This window comes from Microbulbifer sp. NBRC 101763 (assembly GCF_040371615.1).
Lineage (GTDB): Bacteria > Pseudomonadota > Gammaproteobacteria > Pseudomonadales > Cellvibrionaceae > Microbulbifer > Microbulbifer variabilis.
The window spans coordinates 1-17,005 of record NZ_BAABQV010000016.1 but is presented as its reverse complement, the minus strand read 5'-3'; the positions used below and the strand labels follow the sequence as shown (position 1 = coordinate 17,005).

The window sequence follows — 17,005 nt, the reverse complement described above, 5'->3', positions numbered from 1 at the left end:
TAGCCAGTACCTGACCACGCTCCACTTCGTCACGCTTGGTGCCGCGCAGCAGCGCGCCGATGTTCTCACCTGCACGACCTTCGTCGAGCAGCTTGCGGAACATCTCAACACCAGTACAGGTGGTAGTGGTGGTCTCTTTGATACCAACGATCTCGATCTCGTCGCCAGTGTGGATTACACCGCGCTCTACACGACCGGTTACCACGGTACCACGGCCGGAGATAGAGAATACGTCTTCGATCGGCATCAGGAACGGCAGGTCTACAGCGCGCTCTGGCTCAGGAATGTACTCGTCCAGGGTTTCAACCAGCTTCTTAACAGCGGTGGTACCCATTTCGTTGTCGTCTTCGCCGTTCAGGGCCATCAGAGCAGAACCAACGATGATCGGAGTGTCGTCACCCGGGAACTCGTACTGATCCAGAAGTTCGCGAACTTCCATCTCTACCAGCTCGAGCAGCTCTTCGTCGTCTACCATGTCCGCTTTGTTCAGGAACACAACGATGTAAGGTACACCTACCTGACGGGAGAGCAGGATGTGCTCACGAGTCTGCGGCATGGGGCCGTCAGCTGCGGAACATACCAGGATAGCGCCGTCCATCTGAGCAGCACCGGTGATCATGTTCTTAACGTAGTCGGCGTGTCCCGGGCAGTCTACGTGCGCGTAGTGGCGAGTCGGGGACTCGTACTCAACGTGAGAGGTAGCGATGGTGATACCGCGCTCACGCTCTTCCGGTGCATTGTCGATACCGTCGAAAGCTACAGCGTCACCGCCCCATACTTCCGCACATACGCGGGTCAGAGCAGCGGTCAGGGTGGTTTTACCGTGGTCAACGTGACCGATGGTGCCCACGTTCACGTGGGGCTTGGAACGTTCAAACTTTTCTTTTGCCATCTTAGATGTCCTCTAGCTAAAAGTTTGCCAAAGAAGCCCCAGCCATTCACTGAGGCCCTTTTGAGCAGAAGTTAATTAGGCCTTGTTCTTTGCGATGATCTCATCGGCAACATTTTTCGGCGCTTCGGCGTACTTCAGGAACTCCATGGTGTAGGTAGCACGGCCCTGAGTAGCAGAACGCAGGTCGGTTGCGTAACCGAACATCTCTGCCAGAGGTACTTCCGCGTTGACAACCTTACCAGCGGGGTTGTCTTCCATACCCTGGATGAGGCCACGACGACGGTTGAGGTCACCAACCACGTCACCCATGTTCTCTTCCGGAGTTACCACTTCCACCTTCATCATCGGCTCAAGCAGTACTGCACCGCCCACAGAGGACAGCTTCTTGGTCGCCATGGAGCCGGCGATTTTAAACGCCATTTCACTGGAGTCCACATCGTGGTAGGAACCGTCGTACAGAGTTGCCTTCAGGCCCAGCAGCGGGTAGCCAGCCAGAACACCGTTTTGCATCTGCTCTTCGATACCTTTTGATACCGCCGGGATGTATTCCTTAGGTACAACACCGCCCACGATTTCGTTAACAAATTCCAGACCTTCCTGGGACTCGTCTTCAGCGGGCTCAAATTTCACCCATACGTGACCGAACTGACCACGACCACCGGACTGACGAACGAACTTGCCTTCGATCTCAGAGGTGTTACGGATCGCTTCACGGTAGGCAACCTGAGGCTTACCGATGTTCGCTTCAACGTTGAACTCGCGACGCATACGGTCGACGATGATGTCCAGGTGCAGCTCACCCATACCAGAGATGATGGTCTGACCGGTTTCCTCGTCGGTCTTCACACGGAAAGACGGGTCTTCCTGGGCCAGCTTGCCGAGGGCAATACCCATTTTTTCCTGGTCCGGCTTGGACTTGGGCTCAACCGCAACAGAAATTACCGGCTCTGGGAACTCCATACGCTCCAGAACAATCTTGTTGCTCTCGGCACACAGGGTGTCACCAGTGGTTACATCCTTCAGACCGATCGCAGCTGCGATGTCGCCAGCCAATACTTCTTTAATTTCCTGACGGTCGTTGGAGTGCATCTGCACCATACGGCCAACGCGCTCTTTCTTCATTTTTACGGAGTTGTATACCGCAGTACCGCTCTCCAGCTTACCGGAGTAGACACGGAAGAAAGTCAGGGTGCCAACGAAGGGATCGGTAGCAATTTTGAACGCCAGAGCGGCGAACGGAGCCTCGTCATCCGCTTCGCGGGTCTCAACGGTTTCGCCGTCTTCCAGAGTACCTTCGATCGCCTTAACTTCAGTCGGCGCCGGCAGGTATTCGATAACTGCGTCCAGTACAGCTTGTACGCCCTTGTTCTTGAAGGCGGAGCCGCCCAGAACCGGAACGATTTCGTTGGCCAGAGTACGCTGGCGGATAGCTGCCTTGATCTCGTCTTCGGTCAGCTCACCCTCTTCCAGGTATTTCTCCATCAGCTCTTCGCTGGCTTCAGCCGCCGCTTCTACCAGGTACTCGCGCATTTCGTCGCACTCGTCCTGCAGCTCAGCGGGGATGTCAGCGTATTCAAAGGTCATGCCCTGGTCTGCTTCGTTCCAGATGATGGCTTTCATCTTCACCAGGTCAACAACACCCTTGAACTCGTCCTCAGCACCGATGGTCATTTGCAGCGGTACAGCGTTTGCGTTCAGACGGTCTTTCAGCTGGCTCACAACGTTGCGGAAGTTCGCACCGGCGCGGTCCATCTTGTTGACGAATACCATGCGCGGTACTTCGTATTTGTTCGCCTGGCGCCAAACGGTTTCAGTTTGAGGCTGAACACCAGAGGAACCACACAGAACAACAACCGCGCCGTCGAGTACGCGCAGGGAGCGCTCTACTTCAATGGTGAAGTCAACGTGTCCCGGGGTGTCGATGATGTTTACGCGGTGCTGGTCGAACTGCTGCTGCATGCCGGCCCAGAAACAGGTGGTTGCAGCGGAAGTGATGGTAATACCACGCTCCTGCTCCTGCTCCATCCAGTCCATGGTTGCGGCGCCTTCGTGCACCTCACCAATTTTGTGGGACAGACCAGTGTAGAAAAGTACGCGCTCAGTAGTGGTGGTTTTACCGGCGTCTACGTGTGCACAGATACCGATGTTGCGGTAACGTGCGATAGGCGTTTTACGTGCCACAGTTGTATCCTCGATATAACGGCAAAAGGCAGCCTGGAAATTTCCGTGCTGCCTTTCGGTATTAATTTCCGATGTTGGTAATCATCAGACTTAGAAGCGGTAGTGAGAGAACGCCTTGTTGGCTTCCGCCATGCGGTGTACATCTTCACGCTTCTTGACCGCACCGCCCTTGTTCTGAGCTGCATCGATCATTTCATTGGCCAGGCGCTGAGCCATGGACTTCTCGCCGCGCTTGCGGGAGAACTCCACCAACCAACGCATTGCCAGAGCCATACGGCGCGAGGGGCGCACTTCTACAGGCACCTGATAGGTCGCACCACCAACACGGCGGGATTTAACTTCCACCATAGGCGCGATGTTTTCCAAAGACTCCTCAAATACTTCGATAGGGTCTTTGTTCATTTTTTCAGAAACAGTCTCCAGGGCACCGTATACGATACGCTCTGCTACTGACTTCTTGCCGCTGATCATGACATGGTTCATGAACTTGGCCAGGGTGACGTTCCCGAACTTGGGATCGGGTAGTACTTCGCGCTTGGCGACTACTCGTCTTCTCGGCATGGGTATTGCCTCTCTTCAGGGTTATTCTGAGACGCCGCCGTAAAACCTTACAGTCCGGCGAGCTCAGCCTTACTCCGGTTGGAAACCGAAACGCAAATCGTTAAAGGAGATTAACCTTTAGGACGCTTGGCGCCGTACTTAGAACGGCCCTGCTTGCGGTCGTTTACGCCGGCACAGTCAAGTGCACCGCGTACAGTGTGGTAACGCACACCCGGCAGGTCTTTTACACGACCGCCGCGAATCAGTACCACGCTGTGCTCCTGCAGGTTGTGGCCTTCACCACCGATGTACGAAGTTACTTCGAAACCGTTGGTGAGACGCACACGGCAAACTTTGCGCAGTGCGGAGTTCGGCTTCTTCGGTGTAGTGGTGTACACGCGAGTGCAAACTCCACGACGCTGCGGGCTGGCCTGCAGAGCGGGAACGTCGCTTTTTTCGACTTTGCGTTTTCTCGGCTTACGAACCAACTGGTTGATCGTTGCCATTAAAAATCACTCCAAAAATAAAATGCCCCCACCTCTTACAGTGAGGGCCTGTCGTCTGTGTGTAGCGCCGACTCGAAGGCCGGACGAAACACCCCACATCAGCGGGGGCCGCATTCTATAAGCGACAACCCGCCTAGTCAATCGGCGACGGAAGTAAGTGCTTACATCACAGACAGTCGCCAATCTCACTCGGCATCGAAATGCCTGGATATACCCCACTCCGCCGGCAAGGCAGAGTGGGAATACACCTTATTCGCCAGAGGACTTCAAGGCCTCGGTCAAGGCCGCTTCCACCTCTGCTGCGGAAGGACCTTCACTGAAGCTCTCTTCCAACTGCAGGCTGCGCTTGCGCTTGCGCTCGCTGTGGTAGGCCAGACCAGTACCTGCCGGAATCAGGCGACCCACTACTACGTTCTCTTTCAGACCGCGCAGGCTGTCTTCCTTGCCGGTTACCGCCGCTTCAGTTAGAACGCGAGTAGTCTCCTGGAACGAAGCCGCCGACAGGAAGGACTCGGTGGCCAAAGAGGCTTTAGTGATACCCAGCAACAGACGCTCGAATTGCGCAGGCTGCTTGTTTTCGGCACGCAGCTGTTCGTTCTCTTCTATCACGCGTTGGTATTCAACCTGATCGCCCTTAATAAAGCCGGAGTCACCCATCTCGGTGATCTCCACTTTACGCAGCATCTGACGCACAATCGTCTCGATGTGCTTATCGTTAATGCCTACACCCTGGAGACGGTAAACTTCCTGGATCTCATTGGTGATGTAGCGTGCCAGCTCTTCCACACCTTTCAGGCGCAGGATGTCATGCGGGTTTGACGGGCCATCAGAGATAACCTCACCCTTTTCTACGGTTTCACCCTCGAACACAGTCAGCTGACGGTGCTTCGGAATCAGAACCTCATAGTGATCCTTACCGTTGGCCAGAGGCTTGCCGTCGCGCGGAGTAATCTGCAGACGAACCTTGCCCTTGGTCTCTTTACCGAAGGAAACAGTACCGGAGATTTCCGCCAGGATAGACGGCTCTTTCGGCTTACGGGCCTCGAACAGGTCGGCAACGCGCGGCAGACCACCGGTGATATCCTTGGTACCACCGGATTCCTGCGGAATACGCGCGATAACGTCACCCACGTTCACTTGTTTGCCTTCAGCCAGACTGAGGATGGCGCGCGGCGGCAATGCGTAGTGCGCCGGCGCATTACTGTTAGCCAGAGTCAGCTCTTCGCCATTTTCATCAACCAGGGTTACTGCAGGACGCAGGTCTTTACCCGCTGCCGGACGCTCGGCCGGATCGATTACCTCAATAGAGGACAGACCGGTAATATCATCGGTCTGCTTGCGAATAGAGAGACCGTCTTCCATACCGGACAGCTTCACCCAACCGGCAACCTCGGTGATGATCGGGTGGGTGTGCGGATCCCACTTGGCCACGATCTGGCCACCGTCTACCTCAGCACCTTCGTAAACGCTGATCACAGCGCCGTAAGGCAGCTTATAGCGCTCACGCTCGCGGCCAGCACCATCAGCAATAGCCAACTCACCGGAGCGGGAAACCGCTACCAGAGTGCCAGCTTCGGTTTTCACTGTCTTCACATTGTGCAGGCGTACGGTACCGCCCAGCTTCACCTGAATACTGTCCGCTGCAGAAGCACGGCTCGCAGCACCACCAATGTGGAAGGTACGCATGGTCAGCTGAGTGCCCGGCTCACCGATAGACTGTGCGGCAACAACACCCACAGACTCACCTGGGTTGGCGCGGTGGCCACGGGCCAGGTCACGACCGTAACACTGGGCACAAATACCGTGGGCGGTGGTACAGCTGATCGGGGAGCGAACCAGAACCTCATCGATACCCATGGCTTCGATGCGCTCTACCCACTTCTCGTCGATCATAGTGCCAGCGGGAACGGCAATTTCATCGCTACCAGGCTTGAGGACATCACGGGCTACAACACGGCCGAGGATACGGTCACCGAGAGACTCGATTACGTCACCACCCTCAATTACCGGCGCCATTGTCAGACCATCATCGGTGCCACAATCCACTTCAGTGATTACCACGTCTTGAGCAACATCCACCAGGCGGCGAGTCAGGTAACCGGAGTTAGCGGTTTTCAGTGCGGTATCCGCCAGACCTTTACGAGCACCGTGGGTCGAGATGAAGTACTGCTGTACAGTCAGACCTTCACGGAAGTTCGCGGTAATGGCGTTCTCAATAATGGAACCATCTGGACGAGCCATCAGACCACGCATACCAGCGAGCTGGCGAATCTGCGCCTCAGAACCCCGTGCGCCTGAGTCGGCGTACATGTATACAGAGTTGAAGGAATCCTGCTCGGCTTCTTTACCCTCGCGATCGATCACCTTCTCTTTCTTGATCCCCGCCATCATTGCCTGGGTTACCTTATCGTTGGTACGGGACCAAACATCGATAACCTTGTTGTACTTCTCACCCTGGGTTACCAGACCAGAAGCAAACTGGCTTTCAATCTCTTTTACTTCAGCTTCAGCAGCGCCGATCAGGTCGGCCTTGGCAGCTGGGATTTCAAAGTCATTCACACCAATGGAGGAGCCGGACTTTGTAGAGAAATCGAAACCGGTGTACATCAGCTGGTCAGCGAAAATAACTGTCGCCTTCAGGCCTACCTTGCGGTAGCACTCGTTAAGCACACGAGAAATGGATTTCTTTTTCATCGGCTGGTTAACCAGCTCGAACGGTAGGCCTTCCGGTACGATGTTCCAAAGCAGCGCACGGCCGACAGTGGTATCCTGTACAGAGATACTCTCGTGCTTCTCCCCATCCTCACCAAGAATCTTCTCGCGGATGCGCACCTTGACTTTCGCCTGCAGGCCAACCTGCTTGGCGTAGAAGGCGCGGCTCACTTCCTTGATATCGGAGAAGAACATGCCCTCGCCTCTATCATTCACACGCTCACGGGTCATCCAATACAGACCCAGTACCACGTCCTGGGAAGGTACGATGATCGGTTCACCGTTCGCGGGCGACAGGATATTGTTGGTGGACATCATCAGCGCGCGGGATTCCAGCTGCGCTTCAATAGTCAGCGGTACGTGTACCGCCATCTGGTCGCCGTCGAAGTCGGCGTTATAGGCGGCACAAACCAGCGGGTGCAGCTGGATTGCTTTACCTTCAATCAGTACCGGCTCAAACGCCTGGATACCCAGACGGTGAAGTGTCGGGGCACGGTTAAGCAGTACCGGGTGCTCGCGGATAACTTCGTCGAGAATATCCCAAACGACCGCTTCCTCGCGCTCTACCATTTTCTTGGCAGCTTTGATGGTGGTGGCCAGGCCTCGGGCTTCGAGCTTGCCGAAAATAAACGGTTTGAACAGCTCCAACGCCATTTTCTTGGGCAGGCCACACTGGTGCAGGCGCAGGGTCGGACCGACCACAATTACGGAACGACCGGAATAGTCAACACGCTTACCCAGCAGGTTCTGACGGAAACGACCTTGCTTACCTTTAATCATGTCCGCCAGGGACTTCAGCGGGCGCTTGTTAGAGCCAGTGATGGCACGGCCGCGGCGACCATTATCCAACAGCGCATCCACAGATTCCTGCAGCATACGCTTTTCGTTGCGCACGATAATATCTGGCGCATTCAACTCGAGCAGGCGCTTCAGGCGGTTGTTACGGTTAATCACACGGCGGTAGAGGTCGTTCAGATCGGAGGTCGCAAAGCGGCCACCATCCAACGGTACCAGTGGGCGCAGATCCGGCGGCAGAACAGGCAGTGCCTGCATTACCATCCACTCGGGGTTATTGCCGGACTTGTAGAAAGCTTCCAGCAGCTTCAGGCGCTTGGACAGTTTCTTGATCTTGGTCTCGGAGTTGGTAGCCGGGATCTCTTCACGCAGACGCTGAATCTCAGCAGGCAATTCGATGTCACTCATCAACTCCTGGATCGCTTCGGCACCCATCTTTGCTTCGAACTCATCGGCGAATTCTTCCATCGCCTCGAAGTACTGCTCGTCATTTAGCAGCTGGCCGCGCTCCAGGGTGGTCATGCCGGGCTCGGTTACCACGTAGGATTCAAAATACAGCACACGCTCGATATCACGCAGGGTCATATCCAGCAGCAGGCCGATACGGGACGGCAGGGATTTCAGGAACCAGATATGCGCAACCGGGCTAGCCAGCTCAATGTGGCCCATACGCTCACGGCGCACTTTGGCCTTGGTAACTTCAACGCCACACTTCTCACAGATAATGCCGCGATGCTTCATGCGCTTGTACTTACCGCACAAGCACTCGTAATCCTTCACTGGACCAAAGATCTTGGCACAGAACAAACCTTCGCGCTCTGGCTTGAAGGTACGATAGTTAATGGTCTCCGGCTTCTTCACTTCGCCGTAGGACCAGGAGCGAATCATGTCCGGCGAGGCCAGACCGATGCGGATCGCATCAAACTCTTCCAGGTGCTCCTGGGACTTCACCAGATTTAATAAATCTTTCAAGGCCTTTCCTCCACTAGGGGATAGTCAACCCGGCAGACAAGCTGTGCCGGGTGGGCCGGTGCCCTACTGCATTCAGGGGCGCCGGCACTTGTCTCAATTCGCCTGCTAACAGGCTGCTGCACAAATCGGTCTTACTCGTGCTCGAGCTCGAAGTTCATACCGAGAGAACGGATTTCCTTAACCAGTACGTTGAAGGATTCCGGCATGCCGGGCTCCATACGGTGGTCAGAGTCCACGATGTTTTTGTACATCTTGGTACGACCTTCCACGTCATCGGATTTAACTGTGAGCATTTCCTGCAGGGTGTAAGCCGCACCGTAAGCTTCCAGTGCCCAGACCTCCATCTCCCCGAAACGCTGACCACCGAACTGGGCCTTACCGCCGAGTGGCTGCTGGGTAACCAGGCTGTAGGAACCAGTGGAACGCGCGTGCATCTTGTCGTCCACCAGGTGGTTCAGCTTGAGCATGTACATGTAGCCCACAGTCACAGGACGTTCAAAGGCATCGCCTGTACGGCCGTCGTGCAGAGTAATCTGTCCGGAATCTGGGATATCCGCAAGGCGGAGCAATTGCTTGATTTCGCTCTCATCGGCACCGTCGAATACGGGAGTTGCCATAGGCACACCGCGACGCAGGTTGTGCGCCATTCCCATGACTTCCTCATCGGACAGGGTTTCCAGCTCCTCACGGCGACCACCGGTGGAGTTGTAAACCTCTTCCAGGAAACCGCGTACCTTGGCAATTTCCTGCTGCTCCTTAATCATCTTGTCGACTTTGACGCCGAGGCCTTTAGCCGCCATGCCCAAGTGCATTTCCAGAACCTGCCCGACGTTCATCCGCGAGGGAACCCCCAGTGGATTCAGAACGATGTCTACCGGCTCACCGTTTTGGTCGTAAGGCATATCCTCAACGGGCTTGATTACGGAGATCACACCCTTGTTACCATGGCGACCGGCCATCTTGTCGCCCGGCTGGATGCGGCGCTTGATCGCCAGGTAGACCTTAACGATTTTCAATACGCCTGGAGCCAGGTCATCGCCGGACTCCAGTTTCTTCTTCTTGTCTTCGAAGGCTTCGTCCAGCAGCTTACGGCGCTCTTTCAACTGAGCTTCCGCCTTTTCCAGCTGATCATTCAAGCCTTCTTCTTCCATACGCAGCTTGAACCAGTCTTCGCGTGGCAGCGCACCCAGCACTTCAGCAGTCAGTTCCTGACCTTTGCTGATACCTTTACCACCAGCGGCTTTCTGGCCTTGCAATGCGTTCTGCAAGCGCTCAAAAGTAGCGGCTTCAACGATGCGGTATTCTTCATTCAGGTCCTTGCGAACCTCATCCAACTGGGCTTTCTCGATATCGATGGAACGCTGGTCTTTTTGCAGACCGTCGCGGGTAAACACCTGTACATCGATCACGGTACCGCGGGTGCCGCTAGGCGCACGCAGGGAGGTGTCCTTAACGTCGGAGGCTTTCTCACCGAAGATTGCGCGCAGCAGCTTCTCTTCCGGAGTCAGCTGTGCTTCACCTTTCGGAGTTACCTTGCCCACCAGAATATCGCCGGGGCCCACTTCCGCACCGATATACACGATGCCGGATTCATCCAGTTTATTCAGCGCAGACTCACCCACGTTAGGAATATCCGCGGTGATTTCCTCACTGCCCAACTTGGTATCACGGGCAATACAGGTCAGCTCCTGAATATGGATGGTGGTGAAGCGGTCTTCCTGTACAACACGCTCACTGATAAGGATGGAGTCCTCAAAGTTGTAGCCATTCCAGGGCATAAATGCGATGCGCATATTCTGGCCCAGTGCCAGCTCACCCAGATCAACAGACGGGCCATCGGCAAGAATGTCACCGCGCTCAACGCGATCACCGGTGCTTACGATCGGGCGTTGGTTAATACAGGTATTCTGGTTGGAGCGGATGTACTTGGTCAGGTTGTAGATATCCACACCTGCATCACCGGCTTCAACCTCAGCATCAGCCACTCGCACTACAACGCGGCTGGAATCTACACGCTCAATCACACCGCCGCGCTTGGCTACCACACACACACCGGAGTCACGCGCCACAGTGCGTTCCATACCGGTACCCACCAACGGCTTTTCAGCACGCAGGGTTGGAACCGCCTGGCGTTGCATGTTCGATCCCATCAATGCACGGTTGGCGTCATCGTGCTCAAGGAAAGGAATCATTGCCGCAGCTACAGAAACCACCTGCTTAGCGGATACATCCATATACTGAATTTCACCCGGCGCTTTCAGGGCGAATTCATTTTGGTGACGCACGCTCACCAGGTCATCGGTGAAATTGCCTTCATCATCAACAGCAGCAGACGCCTGGGCAATTACGTAGTTGGCCTCGTTAATCGCAGACAGGTACTCGATTTCGTCGGTAACCTTGCCATCAACCACTTTGCGGTAGGCGCTCTCAAGGAAGCCATAGTGGTTGGCACGGGCGTAAGTCGCCAGGGAGTTAATCAGACCGATGTTCGGTCCTTCCGGTGTTTCAATAGGACATACGCGGCCGTAGTGCGTAGGGTGTACGTCTCGTACCTCAAAGCCGGCGCGCTCGCGCGTCAGGCCGCCCGGGCCCAATGCGGAAACACGGCGCTTGTGGGTAACTTCCGACAGCGGGTTGTTCTGGTCCATAAACTGAGACAGCTGTGAGGAACCGAAAAACTCTTTAACGGCAGCTGCTACCGGCTTGGCGTTGATCAGGTCTTGCGGCATCAGGCCTTCAGACTCTGCCATGGACAGGCGCTCTTTGACCGCGCGCTCAACACGCACCAGGCCAACGCGGAACTGGTTTTCAGCCATCTCACCTACGGAACGCACGCGACGGTTACCCAGGTGGTCAATATCGTCCACCATACCCTGTCCGTTGCGGATATCGATCAACATTTTCAGCACATCAACGATATCTTCTTTGCTCAGGGTGCCCTGGCCTGTTTCATCTTCACGGCCCAGGCGGCGGTTGAACTTCATGCGGCCAACCGCAGACAGGTCATAGCGCTCGTCGGTAAAGAACAGGTTCTCGAACAGGGACTCCGCAGATTCCTTGGTAGGTGGCTCTCCCGGGCGCATCATGCGGTAGATCTCCACCAGCGCTTCCAGCTGAGTGCGGGAGGGCTCTGCACGCAGGGTATCGGAGATAAACGGTCCCCGGTCCAGGTCATTGGTGTACAGAGTATCGAACTGCTTGATATTCAGCACACGCAACTGCGCGATCACTTCTGCAGTGATCTCGGTATTACACTCGACCGCAATTTCGCCGGTGGATTCATCGACAATATCGTGGGCCAAGGTGCGGCCAAACAGGTACTCCAGGGGTGCTTCCAGTTTCTCAACACCGGCCTTTTCCAGCTGGCGAATGTGGCGCGGAGTGATACGACGCCCCTCTTCCACAATCACCTTGCCCTGGTCATCTTTGATATCAAAGGAGGCAACGTCACCACGCAAGCGAGAAGGGATCAGTTCCAGGCTGACGTGATCCTCGTGCAGCTCAAACCTGCTGGTCTCGAAGAACATCTCCAGCATTTCCTGGGAACTATAACCCAGTGCACGCAACAGAATCGTCGCTGGCAGTTTGCGGCGACGGTCGATACGTACGAATACCAGATCTTTCGGGTCGAACTCGAAATCCAACCAGGATCCACGGTAAGGGATAACTCGTGCGGCGTACAACAGCTTACCGGAGGAGTGAGTCTTGCCTTTGTCGTGATCGAAAAATACACCCGGGGAACGGTGTAACTGGGATACGATTACCCGCTCAGTACCATTGATTACAAAAGTACCGTTGTCGGTCATGAGCGGGATTTCGCCCATGTACACTTCCTGCTCTTTGATGTCCTTGATGGACTTATTCGCAGACTCTTTATCGTAAATAATCAGGCGTACTCGCACGCGCAGTGGGCACGCGTAAGTGACACCGCGCAGGGTGCACTCTTTTACATCAAAAGCCGGCTTACCCAGCGTATAGCTCACGTACTCCAGGGCGGCATTGCCGGAATAGCTGACAATTGGAAATACAGATTTAAACGCCGCCTGCAGGCCAACATCCAGGCGGTCATCTGGGCGCTTGTCGGCCTGTGTAAAATTGCGATATGAATCCAGCTGTATCGCAAGCAGGAAGGGCACATCCATGACCTTAGGCAGTTTGCCAAAATCCTTGCGGATACGTTTTTTCTCAGTATATGAGTAAGCCATTCAAATTCCCCAGCTTGATCAGTGACAAGACTTCGTGGAACTCCATTCGGGAGTTCCTCCGGGCGAGAAGCCTCTGAGCAACACAGTTTGGGCTGTACTGATCAGAAACCTCTCCGCTTGCTTTTAGGCAGCATGGCTGCGCTATGGTTAAATGAGGTTTGCCACGGTTTTTCCTTCCGCCGGCACCACTAAAAACCTCAGTACCGCAAACGGCAAAAAGGCCGGCGGACAAAGTCCACCAGCCTTACCGCTACCTGCCGCTTTACGCGACTGCTAGCGGGAATCGCAACAACTGAATTACTTCAGTTCTACAGTTGCGCCAGCTTCTTCCAGCTCTTTCTTAGCGGCTTCAGCTTCGTCTTTGGTTGCGCCTTCTTTCAGCGGGCTCGGAGCGCCGTCAACCAATGCCTTGGCTTCTTTCAGGCCCAGGCCAGTGATGCCGCGAACAGCTTTAATCACGTTCACTTTCTTGTCGCCTGCAGAGGTCAGGATCACGTCGAAAGAGTCCTTCTCTTCAGCAGCAGCTTCGCCGCCAGCCGGACCGGCTACAACTGCTGCAGCAGCAGTTACACCGAACTTCTCTTCCATCGCTTCGATCAGCTCAACAACGTCCTTAACGGACATTTCAGCAACAGCGTTGATGATATCTTCTTTAGTCAGAGACATGAGTCATTACCTGAATTGGTTTGAGCAGTAGCTGCTCGTATTTCGTTTTGAAGCTGCGATTCGCTCTTGCGAAAAAATTATGCAGCTTCCTGCTCTTTTTGGTCGCGAACGGCCGCAATAGTGCGAACCAGCTTGCCAGCAGATGCTTCTTTCAACACGCTCATCAGTTTGGCGATCGCCTCGTCGTATGTCGGCAGGCTTGCCAACAGTGCGACGTCGGTGATCGCGCCTTCGAAGGCAGCACCTTTCAGTTCCAGCTTGTCATTGCCCTTGGCGAACTGGCTCAGGATGCGCGCGCCGGCACCCGGGTGTTCGTTGGAAAATGCAATGATGCTGGGACCTACGAATTTGTCGGTCAGACATTCGTAATCGGTTCCTGCCAGAGCGCGACGCGCCAGAGTATTGCGGACGACTTTTAACCAAACGCCGTTCTCGCGAGCCTCTTTGCGCAGGGCAGTCATGTCATTCACGGTTACGCCGCGGGAATCCGCAACTACCGCAGACAGAGCACCCTCAGCAGCTTGCTGGACATCTGCGACAATCGCTTTCTTGTCTTCGAGTCCAATAGCCATAGTGTCACTCCTGGATTTGAAAAAAATCGGACTTAACCGTCCGATCCGTTCCGGTGCATAAAGCTCAAATCCAGTAAAAAATACTGGTTTGGGCGACACCGTCTGCGTAGGCTCAAACCTCTTAGCGACCAACCTGGCCGAGGTTTGGATTAAGCCAGACACGTTAAACCTCAACGCACCGGGCACCTACGGTCTTTGACGGCCCACATTTCTGCCGAAGCATCAAGTGGACCCCAAAGTTCATTTCGGCATACAGCCCCAGAGGGCTGCACTGCCATAATTAGATGGTCAGAGAAGACTGGTCGATAACCAGGCCCGGGCCCATAGTGGTGCTCAAGGTGATCTTCTTCAGGTACACGCCCTTAGCGGAAGCCGGCTTGGCTTTCTTCAGGTCGGCAACCAGGGCTTCCAGGTTTTCTTTCAGTGCATTTGCATCGAAAGCTACCTTGCCGATACCGCCGTGGATGATGCCGCCTTTGTCAGCGCGGAAACGCACCTGACCAGCTTTGGCATTCTTAACAGCAGTGGCAACGTCTGGAGTTACAGTGCCAGTCTTCGGGTTCGGCATCAGGCCACGCGGGCCGAGGATTTGACCCAGCTGGCCAACTACGCGCATCGCATCCGGAGAAGCGATTACTACGTCGAAGTCCATCTTGCCGGCTTTAACATCGGCAGCCAGCTCATCCATACCGATCAGGTCAGCGCCCGCTTCCTTAGCGGCGTCAGCATTTGCACCCTGGGTGAAAACAGCTACGCGAACTTCTTTACCGGTACCGTGCGGCAGAGTGGTCGCACCACGAACAGCCTGGTCGGATTTACGCGGGTCGATGCCCAGGTTTACAGAGGCGTCTACAGTCTCTGCAAACTTAACGCTGGACAGCTCTTTCAGCAGGGCAACAGCTTCTTCAATGCCATAAGCCTTGCCAGCTTCCACTTTCTCAGCGATAGCGCGCTGACGCTTGCTCAATTTAGCCACTTAGAGACCCTCCACTTCGATACCGGCACTGCGTGCGGAACCGGCGATGGTGCGCACGGCCGCGTCCATGTCGGATGCAGTCAGGTCGGCTTTCTTCATTTCCACGATCTCTTCCAGCTGAGCACGGGTAACCTTGCCCACCTTGTCGGTATTAGGACGACCGGAACCGCTCTTGATCTTGGCAGCCTTGCGCAGCAGGACCGCGGCAGGCGGAGATTTCATAATGAAGGTGAAGGAGCGATCACTGTAAACAGAGATCACAACCGGCACTGGCAGACCTGGCTCGAGGCTCTGGGTCTGGGCATTGAACGCCTTACAGAATTCCATGATGTTCACGCCGTGCTGACCCAGTGCAGGACCTACGGGTGGACTTGGATTGGCCTGACCGGCCTTAACTTGTAGCTTGATATAAGCTTCTACTTTCTTAGCCATTACAGCTCTCCTCTAGATGGGTGGTAACGCCCATTCCAACTAACCACTATGATCAAAGGAACCGGCTCCCCAAAACCCCAAAAATAAAACTTATTTTTCGGGGACGCGAAAACCCCCTTCCACCTCGCGGCGAAAGAGGGCAAAAAAATATACTGGAATCAGGTCTTTTCTACCTGGCTAAATTCCAGCTCAACCGGGGTGGAGCGTCCGAAAATCAACACTGCTACGCGCAAGCGGCTCTTCTCGTAGTTAACTTCTTCAACCACACCATTGAAATCATTAAACGGACCGTCGATAACCCGAACCATTTCGCCAGGCTCAAACAGTGTTTTGGGCTTCGGCTTATCGACAGAATCATCAATGCGATTCAGGATAGCCTGCGCCTCTCGATCGGTAATAGGCGCCGGCCTATCCGCCTTACCACCGATAAAACCGAGCACACGTGGAGTTTCTTTTACCAGGTGCCAGGTATCATCATTCAGTTCCATTTCCACCAGAACATAGCCGGGGAAGAACTTACGCTCACTTTTACGCTTCTGTCCTGCTCGCATCTCCACCACTTCTTCGGTGGGAACCAGCACTTCACCAAACAGGTGATCCATTTCGTGCAGCTCAATTCGCTCTTTTAGGGAGCTGGCAACACGCTTCTCATATCCCGAGTAAGCCTGGACCACATACCAATGCTTTGACATGTATCAACCTTTAGCCGATGAGTTTGGATGCCGCCCAACCTAATGCGGAGTCCAGCGCCCAGAGAATTAACGCCATAATCAATACAAAAACCACCACAATCACTGTGGTCTGGGTTGCCTCTTGGCGGGTCGGCCAAACCACGCGCCTGACCTCGGTTTGCGCCTCGCGCAACAGTTGCCAGAGAGCATTGCCTTTGGCGGTATTTACTGCCACAACCAGAGCGACCAAGCAGATGGCAGTAACTGCCAACACGCGGTAGATCAAGGGGAATTCGGCATAATAAGAGTTGCCCGCGACAGCACCGCCAACCAACAGCACTATCAGCAGCCACTTTAGGCCGTCAAGACGAAAGGTTTTCGCTTCTGCTTTAGCATTCATATATGAAGCCCTTAGCGCACTACAGATAAGCCCCTAGTGCTCAAAAACACAAAAGCCCCACTCATAAGCAGGGTTTCGCGACACCCCTAAGCTTATCCTAAGCGGAGTGATTGAAAATGGCAGGCCAGGAGGGACTCGAACCCCCAACAGCCGGTTTTGGAGACCGGTGCTCTACCAATTGAACTACTGGCCTGTACATCACGAGTGCTTTAACACTCGAAGATGGAGAGGACTATAGCCTGCCCTCTCATCTGGTGCACCGCCAAGGAACCTCGGCGGCACGAAGATCAAAGATTACTCGATGATCTTAGCAACAACGCCCGCACCTACGGTACGACCACCTTCGCGAATAGCGAAACGCAGGCCGTCTTCCATGGCGATCGGAGCGATCAGGGTAACAACCATTTGAATGTTGTCGCCCGGCATTACCATTTCAGTACCTTCCGGCAGCTCTACCGCACCAGTTACGTCGGTAGTACGGAAGT

At 54.7% G+C, this 17,005-nt stretch carries 13 protein-coding genes and 1 tRNA gene; all 14 read right to left on the bottom strand.

Going from position 1 to position 17,005, the window contains the following annotated elements:
- On the bottom strand, positions 1-892 hold an 892-nt coding region (gene tuf / locus ABWV76_RS21815), incomplete at its 3' end, for an elongation factor Tu (protein ID WP_353377271.1).
- A gap of 75 nt (positions 893-967) precedes the next feature.
- Complete coding sequence (gene fusA / locus ABWV76_RS21810) at positions 968-3,073, bottom strand: elongation factor G (protein WP_020411118.1); 2,106 nt, start codon at positions 3,071-3,073, stop codon at positions 968-970.
- Between the two features lie 90 nt (positions 3,074-3,163).
- On the bottom strand, positions 3,164-3,634 hold the full coding sequence (rpsG, locus tag ABWV76_RS21805) for a 30S ribosomal protein S7 (RefSeq protein ID WP_020411119.1): 471 nt from the start codon (positions 3,632-3,634) through the stop codon (positions 3,164-3,166).
- Between the two features lie 110 nt (positions 3,635-3,744).
- Positions 3,745-4,119 carry a 30S ribosomal protein S12 gene (gene rpsL, locus ABWV76_RS21800; protein ID WP_020411120.1) on the bottom strand — a complete coding sequence of 125 codons (375 nt, stop codon included), beginning with the start codon at positions 4,117-4,119 and terminating at the stop codon, positions 3,745-3,747.
- Positions 4,120-4,368: 249 nt separating this feature from the next.
- Positions 4,369-8,598 carry a DNA-directed RNA polymerase subunit beta' gene (rpoC, locus tag ABWV76_RS21795; protein WP_020411121.1) on the bottom strand — a complete coding sequence of 1,410 codons (4,230 nt, stop codon included), beginning with the start codon at positions 8,596-8,598 and terminating at the stop codon, positions 4,369-4,371.
- Between the two features lie 131 nt (positions 8,599-8,729).
- Entirely contained in the window at positions 8,730-12,803 is a 4,074-nt protein-coding gene (gene rpoB / locus ABWV76_RS21790) for a DNA-directed RNA polymerase subunit beta (protein WP_282951744.1), read from the bottom strand.
- Positions 12,804-13,100: 297 nt separating this feature from the next.
- Complete coding sequence (gene rplL, locus ABWV76_RS21785; protein ID WP_020411123.1) at positions 13,101-13,469, bottom strand: 50S ribosomal protein L7/L12; 369 nt, start codon at positions 13,467-13,469, stop codon at positions 13,101-13,103.
- A gap of 77 nt (positions 13,470-13,546) precedes the next feature.
- Complete coding sequence (gene rplJ / locus ABWV76_RS21780) at positions 13,547-14,041, bottom strand: 50S ribosomal protein L10 (RefSeq protein WP_020411124.1); 495 nt, start codon at positions 14,039-14,041, stop codon at positions 13,547-13,549.
- A 280-nt stretch (positions 14,042-14,321) separates the two neighbouring features.
- The gene (gene rplA / locus ABWV76_RS21775) at positions 14,322-15,017 is read right to left on the bottom strand and encodes a 50S ribosomal protein L1 (protein WP_353377270.1); all 696 of its coding nucleotides are present in this window, start codon (positions 15,015-15,017) and stop codon (positions 14,322-14,324) included.
- Positions 15,018-15,449 carry a 50S ribosomal protein L11 gene (gene rplK / locus ABWV76_RS21770; RefSeq protein WP_020411126.1) on the bottom strand — a complete coding sequence of 144 codons (432 nt, stop codon included), beginning with the start codon at positions 15,447-15,449 and terminating at the stop codon, positions 15,018-15,020. It abuts the gene before it with no gap.
- A gap of 158 nt (positions 15,450-15,607) precedes the next feature.
- Positions 15,608-16,141, bottom strand: a complete 534-nt coding sequence (nusG, locus tag ABWV76_RS21765; RefSeq protein WP_026304859.1) for a transcription termination/antitermination protein NusG — start codon at positions 16,139-16,141, stop codon at positions 15,608-15,610.
- Positions 16,142-16,151: 10 nt separating this feature from the next.
- Positions 16,152-16,520, bottom strand: a complete 369-nt coding sequence (gene secE, locus ABWV76_RS21760) for a preprotein translocase subunit SecE (RefSeq protein WP_020411128.1) — start codon at positions 16,518-16,520, stop codon at positions 16,152-16,154.
- Between the two features lie 117 nt (positions 16,521-16,637).
- A tRNA-Trp gene (locus ABWV76_RS21755) sits at positions 16,638-16,713 on the bottom strand.
- A 101-nt stretch (positions 16,714-16,814) separates the two neighbouring features.
- On the bottom strand, positions 16,815-17,005 hold a 191-nt coding region (locus ABWV76_RS21750; RefSeq protein ID WP_502914819.1), incomplete at its 5' end, for an EF-Tu C-terminal domain-related protein.